This is a genomic window from Streptomyces sp. NPDC088147, assembly GCF_044741565.1.
GTDB lineage: Bacteria > Actinomycetota > Actinomycetes > Streptomycetales > Streptomycetaceae > Streptomyces.
In genome coordinates this window covers 764,540-777,850 of record NZ_JBIUSY010000003.1, presented here as the reverse complement: position 1 = coordinate 777,850, position 13,311 = coordinate 764,540, and the positions used below count along the sequence as shown (strand labels likewise).

The 13,311-nt window shown below is 71.7% G+C and carries 10 protein-coding genes; 2 read left to right on the top strand and 8 right to left on the bottom strand.

Annotated features, from left to right (window positions below):
- Positions 1 to 150: 150 nt before the first annotated feature.
- Positions 151 to 1,140, top strand: coding sequence for a YceI family protein (locus ACIOGX_RS14350; RefSeq protein WP_401913049.1), 990 nt, complete (start codon positions 151 to 153; stop codon positions 1,138 to 1,140).
- Between the two features lie 91 nt (positions 1,141 to 1,231).
- Positions 1,232 to 1,696, top strand: coding sequence for a PPOX class F420-dependent oxidoreductase (locus ACIOGX_RS14345; RefSeq protein WP_129767386.1), 465 nt, complete (start codon positions 1,232 to 1,234; stop codon positions 1,694 to 1,696).
- 140 nt (positions 1,697 to 1,836) lie between these two features.
- On the opposite strand, the gene ACIOGX_RS14340 is transcribed toward ACIOGX_RS14345, so the two are convergent.
- From ACIOGX_RS14340 to ACIOGX_RS14305, 8 genes are all read right to left on the bottom strand, one after another.
- Positions 1,837 to 2,709, bottom strand: coding sequence for a TetR/AcrR family transcriptional regulator (locus ACIOGX_RS14340; RefSeq protein WP_356509127.1), 873 nt, complete (start codon positions 2,707 to 2,709; stop codon positions 1,837 to 1,839).
- A 223-nt stretch (positions 2,710 to 2,932) separates the two neighbouring features.
- A complete protein-coding gene (locus ACIOGX_RS14335) occupies positions 2,933 to 4,576 on the bottom strand; it encodes an MFS transporter (protein WP_401913044.1) in 1,644 nt (547 codons plus the stop codon).
- A 209-nt stretch (positions 4,577 to 4,785) separates the two neighbouring features.
- On the bottom strand, positions 4,786 to 7,059 hold the full coding sequence (locus ACIOGX_RS14330) for an ArnT family glycosyltransferase (protein ID WP_401913041.1): 2,274 nt from the start codon (positions 7,057 to 7,059) through the stop codon (positions 4,786 to 4,788).
- The gene (locus ACIOGX_RS14325; RefSeq protein WP_401913038.1) at positions 7,059 to 8,450 is read right to left on the bottom strand and encodes a glycosyltransferase; all 1,392 of its coding nucleotides are present in this window, start codon (positions 8,448 to 8,450) and stop codon (positions 7,059 to 7,061) included. The genes ACIOGX_RS14330 and ACIOGX_RS14325 overlap by 1 nt, the downstream gene beginning before the upstream one ends.
- 25 nt (positions 8,451 to 8,475) lie before the next feature.
- The gene (locus ACIOGX_RS14320; protein ID WP_401913035.1) at positions 8,476 to 10,389 is read right to left on the bottom strand and encodes an ATP-binding protein; all 1,914 of its coding nucleotides are present in this window, start codon (positions 10,387 to 10,389) and stop codon (positions 8,476 to 8,478) included.
- Positions 10,386 to 11,141: a response regulator transcription factor gene (locus ACIOGX_RS14315; protein ID WP_356509119.1), complete on the bottom strand. Its 756-nt coding sequence runs from the start codon at positions 11,139 to 11,141 to the stop codon at positions 10,386 to 10,388. Before ACIOGX_RS14315 ends, ACIOGX_RS14320 begins: the two co-directional genes overlap by 4 nt.
- Positions 11,142 to 11,328: 187 nt before the next feature.
- Complete coding sequence (locus ACIOGX_RS14310; RefSeq protein WP_401913032.1) at positions 11,329 to 12,264, bottom strand: amidohydrolase family protein; 936 nt, start codon at positions 12,262 to 12,264, stop codon at positions 11,329 to 11,331.
- A 26-nt stretch (positions 12,265 to 12,290) separates the two neighbouring features.
- Positions 12,291 to 13,238 carry a DUF2797 domain-containing protein gene (locus ACIOGX_RS14305; protein WP_401913421.1) on the bottom strand — a complete coding sequence of 316 codons (948 nt, stop codon included), beginning with the start codon at positions 13,236 to 13,238 and terminating at the stop codon, positions 12,291 to 12,293.
- Between the last annotated feature and the right edge of the window lie 73 nt (positions 13,239 to 13,311).

Below are 13,311 nucleotides of genomic sequence, written 5' to 3'. Positions count from 1 at the left end.
CGCGTCGGCCGGGTGCGGAAACGGGCTCCGGTGGCGGGGACGGCGGTGGGCAGGGGACGGCCTGTCGTCGTACCCCGGCCGGAGCCCGGCTCTTTACGGGACTGGCCGAGGGACGAGGGAGAGAGAAACGGGATGGGCGGGACGGGCGGAATGGGCCGGGCAGTCGGAACGGGCAGCGCAGTCGGAACGGGCAGCGCAGTCGGAACGGGCAGCGCAGTCGGAGCGGGCCGGGCAGTCGGAACGGGCGGGACGGGACTTCGCGGACAGGTACGGACGCGGGACGGCTGGGCCGTACAGCACGCGGTCGTGACCATGACCGATATGAGCGGTACGCAGGTGCTGCGGCAGGACGCCGACGAGAACGGCTCGGTACGGACCGACACGGCGCTGGCACCGGGCCCGTACACCGTGGTCGTGACGGCCGTCGGCTACGCGCCCGTCGCCTCCACGGCGCTGGTCACGGCGAGCGGGCGTGCCGAGGTCGGCACGGTGGTCCTGGCCAGGCAGGGCGGGGTCGAACTGCCGCCGCCGGGCGCCTGGAGCCTGGATCCGGCGCATTCGGCGGTGAGCGCGGTGGCCCAGCATCTGGGGATCTCCAGCGTGCGCGGGAGGTTCACGGAGTTCGGGGGACGGATCGAGATCGCGGCGGGCACGGCGGGTGCGGGGAACGCGGGAGGTACGGGGAGCACGGGCGGCACGGGGAGCACGGGCGGCGCGTACGGAGTCGAGGCGTCGCGCGTCGACGCGGTCATCAACGCGGCGAGCATCGACACCGGCAACGCGCTGCGCGACAAGCACCTCAAGTCGCCCGACTTCCTGGACGTGGAGCGCTTCCCGGAGATCACGTACAGCAGTACGGGGCTGACCCCGGCGGGCCCCGACCGCTGGACGGTGCACGGACAGCTGGCGCTGCACGGCGTCGTGCGCGAAGTGGATCTGGACCTGAGCTACCTGGGCACCGGGCCCGACCCGTGGGGCGGGGTACGGGCGGCGTTCCGCGCGACCACGGAGCTGCACCGGGAGGACTTCGCCATGAACTACAACCAGGTGGTGCAGGCGGGGATCTCCGCGATCGGGACGACGCTGCGGGTGGAGCTGGACATCCAGGCGGTGCAGGGCGAGAGCCTGCCGGGCGTGTGATCGCCGGGCGTGTGATTGCCGGGCGAGGGGGCGGCTCGGGCGAGGGGCGTGGTACGCGGCGGGCGGGCTCCGAGGTCGTAGGCTGCGCGGCATGGCACCGAATATCGCAACGAATACGGCCGTTGACCTCGCCGGGCTGCTGGAGTTCGTACGCCCCAGGCACCGCGCGATCCTGCTGACCACCCGTTCCGACGGCCGGCCGCAGGGCTCCCCGCTCGCCTGCGGGGTCGACGACTCGGGCCGGATCGTCGTCTCCACGTACCCCGAGCGGGCCAAGACGCGGAACGCCAAGCGGGACGAGCGGGTGAGCGTGATCGTCCTGTCGGACGACTGGAACGGCCCGTGGGTCCAGGTCGACGGTACGGCCGAGGTGATCGACTCCCCGGAGTCGGTCGAGCCGCTGGTCGAGTACTACCGGAACATCGCGGGCGAGCACCCCGACTGGGACGAGTACCGGGAGGCGATGGTGAAGCAGGGGAAGTCCATCATCCGGATCACCCCGGAGCGCTGGAGTCCGCTTGCCACCGGCGGCTTCCCGGCCCGTCTCGTCTCGTAGGAGCGGGGGGCGGCCATCGCGTAGGCCGCTGTCCGGGGTCTCGGTCCCGGGTCCCGTCCGGGGTCTCGGTCCCGGGTCCCGTCCGGGGTCTCGGTCCCGGGTCCCGTCCGGGGTCTCGGTCCCGGGTTCCGCTCAGGGGCTCAGTTGCGGGTCCCGTCCCCGCTCGCGCCGCCGGGTCCGTCCGCCGCCTCGCTACGGGGCCCGGCGGCGGCCCGGTCGCGCTGCCGCATCGTCTCGATGCCCGCGATGAGGAGTTCGAGCGCGAACGTGAAGTCGCGTTGGCGCATCTCCGCCACCGTATCGCCGCCACGCGCCTCCATCAGTTCGTCCGCGGTCTCGAACGACTCCTGGAACTTCGGCTGTTCGTTGATCGCGCCCATCGCCCGCCGGAAGTACTGGTCCTGGGTCAGCCCGGCGTCGGCGCAGCGCTGTACGAAGTGGCCCTCGATCGTGCCGAATCCGTAGACGAACTGGAAGACCGCCGCCAGCCCGCCCATCTGGCCGTGCGGCGCCAGGCCCGTCCTTCCCATGACGGCCTGGACGGCCGCCGAGAAGGCCATCGAGTGCGGGCCGATGTTCAGATATCTGCCGACGAGCGGCGAGACCCAGTGGTGCCTGACCAGCACCTCCCGGTAGCTGGTGGCCAGTTCGCGCAGCTGGTCGCGCCAGTCGGCGTCCTCGTCCGTCATGTCGGGGACCTGGACCTCGCCGAAGACGGAGTCCAGGGCGAGTTCGAGGAGGTCGTCCTTGGTGTCGACGTACCAGTAGAGGGACATGGCGGTCACCCCCAGCTCCGCGGCCAGCCGCCGCATGGAGAACTTCGCCGGGCCCTCCGCGTCGAGAAGCCGCATCGAGACCGCTGTTATGCGGTCGCGGTCCAGGCCGGCGGGATGGGCCGAAGTCTCGCTTCCATGGTCCGCGTTCTCGCTACGGCGACCGCGGCCCGCGGGCTTACCCTCCAGCCACACGCTGGTACGGGTCGGCCGCTTGTCGCGATCGGCTTCCGGCACCATGGGTGAGCCTCCTCGGTTCCCTCCGGCCTGGCTTCGGCCGGACTCCACTTTCACTGCCCGGTCTCTGCCCGGCCTCCGCCCGGCCTCCGCCCGGCCTCCGCCCGGCCTCTGCCCGGCCTCTGCCCGGCCTCTGCCCGGCTCTGGCTCCCGGCCGGCCACGCCCCACCGGCGACGACCAGGCCGTCCGATCGCCGGAGCCCGGACGTCTGCCGCTCTTCCGATGCTATGCCGCCCCCGAGACGGAGTCCGACGGGGAGCCGGGCGCGGAGCCGGGCGCGGAGCCGGACGACGAGGCCGCCGGGGAGCCCGGCGAAGAGTCCGAGGCTCCTGGGGTGCCCGGGGAGCCGAGGGAGCCCGAGGAGCCCGGTGAGCCGGGCGTGGGTTTCGCGCGCTCGGCCCTGCGGAGCAGCAGCGCGGCCAGCAGACCGCCCACCAGCACGGCCACGGCCCCGACCAACTGGCTCGTCTCCAGGCTCGACGCGAACGCGTCGGAGACGCTCAGCCGCTCCGCCTCCCCGTCCGCCGCCGCGAGCGCGGCGGGCAGCGAGGCGCCCCCCACCGCCGCCGGGACGAGCGCGGCGAAGCGGGAGTTGAGCACGGCGCCCAGGACGGCGACCCCGAGACCGTTGCCGAACTCGCCCAGCGTGCCGTTGATGCCCGCGCCGACCCCCGCCTTCTCCGGCGGGATCGCGCTCATGATGGCGTTCGCCATGGCCGGCATGGAGAGAGCGACACCCGCGCCCATCACGATCAGGCCGAGCAGCATCCCGCTGTACCCATGGGCGCCGAGCACCGCGATCGCGGCGAGCCCGGCGGAGACCAGGACCATGCCGAGCGCGATGGTGCCCGGGGTGCCCAGCTTCCGTACGGCCAGCGCGCCGATGCCCGCGAGGTTCAGGACGACGACGCTGACCGCGAGGGGAGCCGTACGCAGACCGGCGTCCAACGGCCCGTAGCCCAGCACGAACTGGAGATGCTGGGTCAGCAGGAAGAGCGATCCGGTCATCCCGAAGGAGACCAGGATGGCCCCCGCCACCGCCCCGATGAAGCGCTGGTCGCGGAAGAAGCTCATGTCCAGCATCGGATACGGGACGTGCAGCTCCCAGAAGACGAACAGGCCGAGAACGAGCAGGCCGAGGGAGGCCGAGAGCAGCACCTGACCGGAGAGCCAGCCGTGATCCGGCCCGGAGATGATCGCGTACACGACGGCGGTCATGCCGATCGTGGAGAGCAGCGCGCCGAGCAGATCGGGCCGCTCGCCCTCCTTGCTCTTCGACTCCGGTACGAGCGCGACGACCGCGATCACTCCGAGCACCGCGACCGGGATGTTGATCAGGAAGATCGCGCCCCACCAGAAGTGGTCGAGCATGGCCCCGCCGATCAGCGGACCGGCGGCCCAGCCGACGGAGTTGACGGTCGACCAGATGCCGATCGCCTTGACGCGCTCGGTGTCGTCGAACAGCTGGACCACGACGGCGAGGGTCGTGGTGATCAGCAGCGCGCCCCCGACGCCCATTCCGGCGCGGGCGGCGATCAACTGACCGCTGGACTGGGCGAGTCCGGCGGCCAGCGAGCCGATCCCGAACAGTACGAGGCCCACGATCAACAGTTTCTTGCGGCCGTACCGGTCGGCGGCGTTGCCCGCCGTGAGCAGCAGACCCGACTGGACCAGGGAGTAGGCGTTGATCATCCACTGGATGTCGGCGGTGGAGGCGTGCAGTTCACGGGTGAGGGACGGGATCGCGACACCGAGGACGGTGTTGTCGAGCAGCACGGTGAGCTGGGCGAGACAGATGACACCGAGGATCAGCCAGCGCTGCGGGTGCCGTGCGGGGGCGGTGTGGTGCTCGGCGGCGGTCGCCGTCATGGAGACTCCTTGTACGGTGTACAGGAACGGTCGCTGTACACCGTACAAGAATCCCTTACGCCGTATAGCTTCTTTTTCCGCCAGTCGGGTGCTGGCCGACCAGTCGGCTGCCGACCGGCCGTCGGCTGCCGCCCGGCTGAGTGCCTCGTCGGCCAGGAGGCCCGACAGACCTGTCAGACCTGTCAGACCTCTCAGACCCGTCAGACCTGTCAGACCTCCTGGGTCAGGTCGTAGAGGGTCGCGCCGTCCACGGTGACCTTCTTGAAGGTGGACTCCACCCAGCTGGAGATCCCGGAGTTGGAACCGCCGAAGCCGCCGCCCCGGCCGCCACCGCCCCCGCCCGCGCCCTCAGCTCCGCCGCCGCTTCCACTGCCACCGCCGCGGGGGGCGCCGCCCTCGCCCTCGCCGCTCGACAGGAAGTAGTGGATCTTCCCGTCCGCGACGTACTGCTTGAACTGTTCGAGCGTCGGGGACGGATCGCTGCCGTTGAACCCGCCGATCGCCATAACCGGCTTCTCGGTGGCGAGTTGATAGCTGGCCGCGTTCTGGGAGCCGATGGTCGCGGCGACCCAGGTGTAGTCGGAGGCGTCCTTCTTGAGCGCGGCCTCGGCCTCGGAGCTGACGGTCTGGCCGTTGAGGAGGCCGCCCATGCCGCCTCCGCCACCTCCGCCGCCCCTGCCGCCCATACCGCCCTGACCGCCCTGACCGCCCTCGGGGAGCGCGCCGTTCGGAGGCAGCTGGGGACGGCCGCCCGCGGCCGGGGTCTGTCCCTGGCCCAGCCCCTGCCCTTGGCCCTGGGCCTGTCCCTGGCGCTGCCCCTGCCCCTGTGCCTGGCCCTGGCCTTGCCCCTGGGCCTGGCCCGCTGCCTGCTGACCGGGAAGCACCATCCCGGCCTCGGCGGCGCCACCGGCACCACCGGCACCACCGGCGAAACGAGGCCCGCCGCCACCGCCGAAGCCTCCGCCACCCCGCGCGACGGCCGGTCCCGCCGTGATGATCGAGCCCCGGTACGCGGTGTTGACCGTGGTCAGCGTGTACGCGAGCGGTCCGGCGAGCGAGGCCGCGACCGCCAGACCCGCCGCCGCGAGCGCCAGCGGCCGGCCCAGCCTGCTCGTGACGAGCAGCGCCACCGCGGCCAGCAGACCGCCGACCAGCACCGCCCAGCGCAGCCACGGCACGTAGTCCGGAGTCCGGCCCAGCAGTACGTACGCCCATACCGCCGTACCCGCCGCCGCGAGCGCCAGCGTCGCCGACGCCACGACCCCGGCGCGCTCCTCCCACAGCACGGTAACGCCCATGCCGATGACGGCCGCGACGTACGGCGCCAGTGCCACGGTGTAGTACTCGTGGAAGATCCCGGCCATGAAGCTGAAGACCGCCAGGGTCACCAGCAGCGAGCCGCCCCACACCAGAAACGCCGCGCGGGCCGTGTCCGTACGCGCGCTCCGCCGGGTCACCACGAGTCCGACGACGAGCAGCAGCAGCGCGGCGGGGAGCAGCCAGGAGATCTGCCCGCCGATGGACTCGCTGAACATCCGGCCGATTCCGGTCGCGCCGCTGCGACCGCCTCCGCCGCCGCCTCCTCCGCCGACGCTGCCGGTCTCCTCGCCGTTGATCCGGCCGAGGCCGTTGTAGCCGAAGGTCAGTTCAAGGAAGGAGTTCGTCTGGGAGCCGCCGACGTACGGGCGTGAGGACGCGGGCCACAGCTCCACGATCGCGACCCACCAGCCGCCGGCGACGACGAGCGCGAGACCGGCCAGCGCGAGCTGGCCGAACCGGCGCCGTACGGACGTGGGCGCGCACACCGCGTACACCAGCGCCAGCGCCGGCAGGATCAGAAACCCCTGGAGCGTCTTGGTCAGGAACGCGAAGCCGATCGCGATGCCCGCCCACACCAGCCACGTGGTCCGTCCGGCCTCCAGCGCGCGCAGCACGCAGTAGACGGCGGTGGTCATCAGCAGTGCGAGCAGCGCGTCCGGGTTGTTGAAGCGGAACATCATCACGGCGACGGGCGTCAGCGCCAGCACCACGGCCGCCGTCAGTCCGGCGACGGCGCTGAAGCGGCGGCGTACGGCGGCGTACAGCACCGCTGTCGTCCCGAGCCCCATCAGTACCTCGGGCACCAGGATCTGCCAGGATCCGAGCCCGAAGAGCCGTACGGACAGAGCCATCGGCCAGAGCGCGGCCGGGGGCTTGTCGACAGTGATGGAGTTCCCCGCGTCGGAGGAGCCGAAGAAGAACGCCTTCCAGCTCTCGCTGCCCGCCTGAACGGCTGCGGAATAGAAGGAGTTGGCGTAACCGGAATCGCTCAGATGCCACAACTGGAGCAGTCCGGCGACCAGCAGGATGGCGAGCAGGGCCGGGCGTACCCAACTGGCGTCTTCGGCCCTGCCCCGCCAGAAGCGGAGGGCGCGGCCGGCGGCGCGATGGCGCTGATGGCGCGCCGCCGCCGGAGGCCCGTCGGGCTGAAGGGTCATGGTCATCATGCGGTCCTTGAGTCGAGGTCGGCGGTGTCGGAAACAGCGGAGACGGGAGCGGGGACGGGAGCGGATGCGGGAGCGGGTACGGGCGCGGAGGCCCTAGCGGAGAGGAAGTCGGAGGCAGTAGCGGGCTCGCGGGGCGGGAGATCGTCCGTACGGCGCTCGGGGAAGACCCAGGCGCGCAGGAGGAGGAAGCGCAGCACCGTCGCGGCGAGGTTGGCGGCGATCAGCACGGCCAGCTCGGTGGAGTGGGAGGGGGTGCCCGTGGCCGTGTCCAGGGCCGCCAGTGAACCGCTGGTCAGGGCGAGTCCGATGGCGAAGACGACCAGGCCCTGGGCCTGGTGACGTACGGCGCGCTCCCGGCCTCGTACTCCGAAGGTGAGCCTCCGGTTGGCGGCGGTATTGGCGATCGCGGAGACGAGCAGGGCGATCGCGTTGGCGAGTTGTGGACTCGCCGTTGCCCGGAAGACGGAATAGAGCAGAAGATAGAAGAGCGTGGACAGGGCGCCCACGAAGCAGAAGCCGACCAGTTGCCGGGCGAGTCCGCCGGGCACCCCACCGATCCGGCGGTCTCTCGGGTCATCCCCGAATGGCCTGGCCAGCCGGTCCAGAGGCAGCGCGCCCACCGCGAGTGCCCGCCCCACCCGCCAGACGCCCTTGAGATCCTCGGTCGCGGTCCTGACGATATGCACCGTGCTGTCGGGGTCGTCGATCCAGTCCACCGGGACTTCATGGATCCGCAGTCCGGCGCGTTCGGCGAGCACGAGCATCTCTGTGTCGAAGAACCACCCGGTGTCCTCGACCATCGGCAGCAGCCGCTGGGCGACGTCACGCCGTATGGCCTTGAACCCGCACTGCGCGTCGCTGAAGCGCGCGGAGAGAGAGGACTTGAGGATGAGGTTGTAGGCCCGCGAGATGAACTCGCGCTTGGGGCCGCGTACGACCCGTGACGAACGGGACAGCCGCGACCCGATCGCCAGATCGGAGTGGCCCGAGATCAGCGGCGCCACGAGCGGAAGGAGTGCGTTGAGATCCGTGGACAGGTCCACGTCCATATAGGCGAGGACGGGTGCGTCGGAGTGGGACCACACCGTACGGAGCGCCCTGCCCCGGCCCTTCTGCTCCAGGCGGTACGCCCGTACCTCCGGGATCTCGGTGTCGAGTCGGGCCGCGACCCGCGGAGTCCGGTCGGTACTGGCGTTGTCGGCGATCGTGATGCGAAAGCTGTACGGGAAGGTGCGGGCCAGGTGTTCGTGCAGGCGCCGCACACATGGTTCGAGGTCCTGCTCCTCGTTGTAGACGGGGATCGTCACGTCCAGTACGGGGGCATCGGTCACCTCGACCGGGAGATGCTCCCGGGCCGGGAGTGTGCCCCATGAAGTGTCGGTTCGCATGACTCGACATTCGCCAGGCGCGCTGTCACGGCAGTGTGGTGAAGCTGTGCCCCGTCTGTGAGTCACCACCGGGTCCCGACGGACGCCGCTGGGGCTGATGCTGCCCCTGCGAGGGGTGGGTCTGCCCGCGCGAAAGGGCGGTCCGCCCGTGCGGGAGGACAGCCTGCCCGTGGGGAAGGACAGCCTGCCCGTGCGAGAGGCCGGCCTGCCCCTGCGACAGGGCGGATTGCCCCTGCGTGGGCGGGCCGGCGGGCAGGCGTACGGAGAACACCGTCCGGCCGGGGACGCTCTGTACGGCGACGGTCCCGCCGTGCGCGGTGACGACCGCCTGGACGATCGCCAGGCCGAGACCGGTGGAGCCGGCCGCGCGGGAGCGTGACGCGTCACCGCGCGCGAAACGCTCGAAGACATGCGGCAGCAACCCGGGCGGGATGCCGGGGCCGTCGTCCTGCACTTCGAGGACGACGGAGGATCCGCCGGCCGCCCAGATGTCCCACGGCCCGCCCCACGGCTCGTCGCCCCAGCACCCGTCGTCGCTTCTGCGGACGCGTGCGGTGACGGTGGTGCCGGGCGGGGTGTGCGTACGGGCGTTGGCGAGGAGATTGACGAGCACCTGGTGGAGACGGGAGGCGTCGCCGTACACCGCGGCGCAGGGCTCGTCCGGCTCGGGCAGTTCAAGGCGCCAGTGATGGTCCTGCCCGGCGGCATGAGCATCGCTCACCGCGTCCACGACCAGAGGGGAGAGATCAGTGCTCTCGTACGAGAGCGGGCGTCCGGCGTCGAGCCGCGCCAGCAGCAGCAGGTCCTCGACCAGGCCGGTCATCCGTTCCGCCTCGGCCTCGATACGCCCGAGCGCGCGCCGGGTGTCGGGGCCGGTCTCCTCGCGCCCGCGCCGGGTCAGCTCGGCGTACCCACGGATGGAGGCGAGCGGTGTCCGCAGCTCATGGCCGGCGTCGGCGACGAACTGCCGTACCCGCGTCTCGCTCTCCTGCCGGGCCGCGAGTGCGGAACCGACATGCCCCAGCATCCGGTTGAGCGCCGCACCGACCTGCCCGACCTCGGTGCGTGGATCCGCCTCGGCGTCGGGGACCCGTACGAGCGGGGCCACCTCACCGCTGTGCAACGGCAGTTCGGAGACCCGGGTGGCGGTCGTCGCCACGCGCCTGAGCGGTCGCAGCGCGACGCCGACGAGCGCACTGCCCGCGATACCGGCGGCGATCAGCGCGGCGACGGTGACACAGATCTCCACGAGCACCAGGGTGTTGAGACTCTCCTGCACTTCGGCGGCCGGTATGCCGACGAGGTAGGTCCCGTTGACGCCGTCGACGTACCGCACCCGGTAGTCGGCGCCCTCCGGCAGCGTGACGGTGTGGGCCGCGTCGTCCCGCGGTACGGCCGCGATGGCCGCCTTCTGCGCTTCGCTGAGCGGCGTCTCCGTGATCGGCGGCCAGGTGTTCTCGTTCTCCTGCAAGGCGCTCATCAGCCCCCGGCCGAGGGAGCCGTCGGCCAACAGCTCGACACCGACCGTACCCACGGGCGCGCCGCCGCCCGTGACGATCTTCATCGGGTCCTTGCTCTCGGGGGCGATGTCGGGCAGCCGCTCGCCCTCGCCCATACCGTCCCCCGCGCCGCTGCCCGTACCGTCCCCTGCCCCGTTCGCTGACCCGCTGCCCGCGCCGCTGCCCGTACCGCTCCTCGCGCCGTCCCCCAGCCTGTTCTCGGCGTTGTTCGCCGCCTTTCCCGGCGGCGGTCCCGAGGCCCGCTTGGCGATGGCCTGCACCTGCGTGTCCAACTGGTCGTACAGATAGGAGCGGTACGCGATCGTCGTGACCGCCCCGATCACCGTCCCGACGATCGCGATCAGCGTGACCGCCGACACGACGAGCCGGTTCCGCAAGGACCAGCGCCGCTTCGTCGCCCCCCGCAGGCGCCCTTTCATCGCGGGGCGTCACCGGGCTCACCGGGCTTGATCAGATACCCGGCGCCGCGCCGGGTGTGGATCATCGGCGCCCGCCCCGCGTCGATCTTCCGCCGCAGATAGGAGATGTACAGCTCGACGACATTGGCCTGGCCGCCGAAGTCGTACGACCACACCCGGTCCAGGATCTGCGCCTTGCTCAGCACCCGGCGCGGATTACGCATCAGATAGCGCAGCAGCTCGAACTCGGTCGCGGTCAGATGGATGGACTGCCCGTCGCGGGTGACGTCATGGCTGTCCTCGTCGAGCGTCAGATCCCCGACGACCAGCAGCGACTCACTGCGCACGGCCGCCGCGCCGGACCGCCGGATCAGCCCGCGCAGCCGCGCCACGACCTCCTCCAGGCTGAACGGCTTGGTGACATAGTCGTCACCGCCCGCGGTCAGCCCGGCGATCCGGTCCTCCACGGAGTCCTTCGCGGTGAGGAAGAGCACGGGCACCTGCGGCAGTTCGCGGCGCAGCCGCCCCAGGACCGCCAGCCCGTCCATGTCGGGCAGCATCACGTCCAGTACGACCGCGTCGGGCCGGAACTCCCGCGCCGAACGCACGGCGCCCCCGCCGTCACCGGCGCTGCGCACCTCCCAGCCCTCGTACCGCAGGGCCATGGACAGCAGCTCGGTGAGCGAGGTCTCGTCGTCGACGACAAGCACGCGGACGGGGCTCCCGTCCGGCCTGAGCATTTCGGTGCGCCCCCGGGGCGAGGTGATGGTCATGCTGTTCACCCTGGGGACGGCCTCTGAGATTGGTCTTTCCGCTTCCTGTGAAATCCCTGAGAAACGGCAGAAGTGGCAGAAACGGCTGCGGGCGATGGCCGAGGGGCCGCCGTCCGGGTCCCCCGGTTTCCGGTCCTGACGGTCCCGACGGCCCTGACGGCCCAGGCGGCCCTAGGCGTCGACGGCCCTAGGCGTCGACGATCCCGAAGAGCCGGGCCCCGTTCCCGTAACAGACCGCGCGCAGCCACTCGTCCCCCAGGCCGAGCCGCTCCAGCGCCTCCAGCTGGTGGACGTACGGATAGGGGATGTTCGGGAAGTCCGTCCCCAGCAGGATTCGGTCCCCCAGATCCGCCAGCCGCGCCCTCGCCTCTCCGGGGAACGGCGCGAAGTCCTCGCTGAAGTCCGTGAACGCCATGGTGGTGTCGAGCCTGACCTCCGCGTACCGCGCGGCGAGATCCAGGAAGTCCACGTACTCCGGCATCCCGAGATGCGCGACGATCAGCCGCAGCCGGGGATGGCGCGCCAGCAGCCGCCCCACCGGCTCGGGCCCGGTGTACTTGCCGGGCGCGGGGCCGGAGCCGCAGTGCATCACCACCGGGACGGCGGCCTCGGCGAGCAGCCCCCAGACCCGGTCGAGCCGCTCGTCGTTCGGGTCGTACGCGCCCACCTGGAGATGCGACTTGAAGATCCGGGCGCCGCCGGCCTCCGCGTCGCCCTCGACGGCCTCACGTACGTACGCCTCGACGCCGTCCTCCGGGAAGAGCGTGGCCGTCCGCAGACAGTCCGGCGTACGCGCCGCGAACCCGGCGGCCCAGCCGTTCAGCCACTCCGCCATCCCCGGCTTGTGCGGATAGAGCATCGAGGTGTACGCCCGCACGCCGAACGCGCGCAGCAAGGCGACGCGTTCGGCCTCCTCCCGCCGGTACGAGATGGGCCACTCCCGCCCGATGAGCGGACCGGCGGAGTCGAAGTAGGCCCAGACCTTCCTGAGGACCCGCTCCGGCATGAAGTGCGTATGGACATCGACGAGGCCCGGGAGTCCTGTCCGCTCCCGGAACCGCCGTACGGCTTCGATCTCGTCCTGGTGACCGCCTATACCGGCCATCCCATCCATATCTTCCATATCTTCCATACCGGCCCACTTTCCTTTCAGAAGAGCCCGTCCTGCACACCGCCGCCGTGCACATCCCTGACGGGCACCGTGACCGCGCCCGCACCTCCGCCGCCGCGCACGATCCCGCCACCGCGCACGACCCCGCCGCCGCTCGCGCCCTCACCCGTACCGCCGCCCGCCGCCGCGGTCAGCTCCCACCCGCTCATCAGCCGGGTGTCCAGGACGATCACCCCGCCGTCCGCCGTGGCGAGATGCAGATCGGGCCCGGCTGCCGCGACCAGCCGCCCCGCGACGCACCCGCCGTCCACCAGCTCCACCACCACGCCGGTGGCCGGCGCCAGCCCGTCCAGGCCGAAGGCCCCGGCATGGTCGACAGCCGCGAACGCCATCCGCTCCAGCGACTGCGGCCACCCTTCCAGCGCCACCGCCCGTACGTACAGCCGCTCGATCTCGGCCTCCCGCTCCGCCAGGACCGGCAGCGCGGCCCGTACCTCCCGCTTCCGCGCGTACGGGATACGGTCCGGCACCCCCAGTGCCCTGCGCAGCAGTTCCTCGGTCCGCCGCGCGGCCATCAGCGGCCCGCGCCCCAGCCAGCTGAACGCGACCGCCCCCTGCTCCAGAAGGCGCGCGGGTCCACGCTCCTCCGCGGTGATCCCGACCTTCACCATCCCGGGCCCGAACCACGCGAGATAGACGCGGTACGTGCGCGGATCATCGGCGATGGTGTCGGCGGCCACGGAGTGCGCCCGGTCCAGCCGCGCGCACTCGGCGCACTGCCCGCCCGTACCGCGCCCGGCGATCACCGCCCCGAGGGGACACACATTCCCCCGCGCCCCGACACACGTACGCGTCCCGACAGAACAAAACCCCAGGTCACGCCCGTACCCCAGCACGCTCTCCCGCCGGTCGCCCTCCCCGCCCCGCCGCCACCCGAGCGCGGGCACCCCCTCGCTCCAGCGAAGGCCCTGGCACTTCCACCTCATACCGCACAGGATGACAGGCACGGCCGGACGGCACGGTCGTCGACGAGGCGCGAGGGGCAGGGGGCTGTCGGTG

Bases quoted from the DNA above. Each gene is read 5' to 3' on its own strand.
- ACIOGX_RS14350 (WP_401913049.1), top strand. From the start codon at position 151: ATGGGCCGGGCAGTCGGAACGGGCAGCGCAGTCGGAACGGGCAGCGCA.
- ACIOGX_RS14345 (WP_129767386.1), top strand. From the start codon at position 1,232: ATGGCACCGAATATCGCAACGAATACGGCCGTTGACCTCGCCGGGCTG.
- ACIOGX_RS14340 (WP_356509127.1), bottom strand. From the start codon at position 2,709: ATGGTGCCGGAAGCCGATCGCGACAAGCGGCCGACCCGTACCAGCGTG.
- ACIOGX_RS14335 (WP_401913044.1), bottom strand. From the start codon at position 4,576: ATGACGGCGACCGCCGCCGAGCACCACACCGCCCCCGCACGGCACCCG.
- ACIOGX_RS14330 (WP_401913041.1), bottom strand. From the start codon at position 7,059: ATGACCATGACCCTTCAGCCCGACGGGCCTCCGGCGGCGGCGCGCCAT.
- ACIOGX_RS14325 (WP_401913038.1), bottom strand. From the start codon at position 8,450: ATGCGAACCGACACTTCATGGGGCACACTCCCGGCCCGGGAGCATCTC.
- ACIOGX_RS14320 (WP_401913035.1), bottom strand. From the start codon at position 10,389: ATGAAAGGGCGCCTGCGGGGGGCGACGAAGCGGCGCTGGTCCTTGCGG.
- ACIOGX_RS14315 (WP_356509119.1), bottom strand. From the start codon at position 11,141: ATGACCATCACCTCGCCCCGGGGGCGCACCGAAATGCTCAGGCCGGAC.
- ACIOGX_RS14310 (WP_401913032.1), bottom strand. From the start codon at position 12,264: ATGGAAGATATGGATGGGATGGCCGGTATAGGCGGTCACCAGGACGAG.
- ACIOGX_RS14305 (WP_401913421.1), bottom strand. From the start codon at position 13,238: ATGAGGTGGAAGTGCCAGGGCCTTCGCTGGAGCGAGGGGGTGCCCGCG.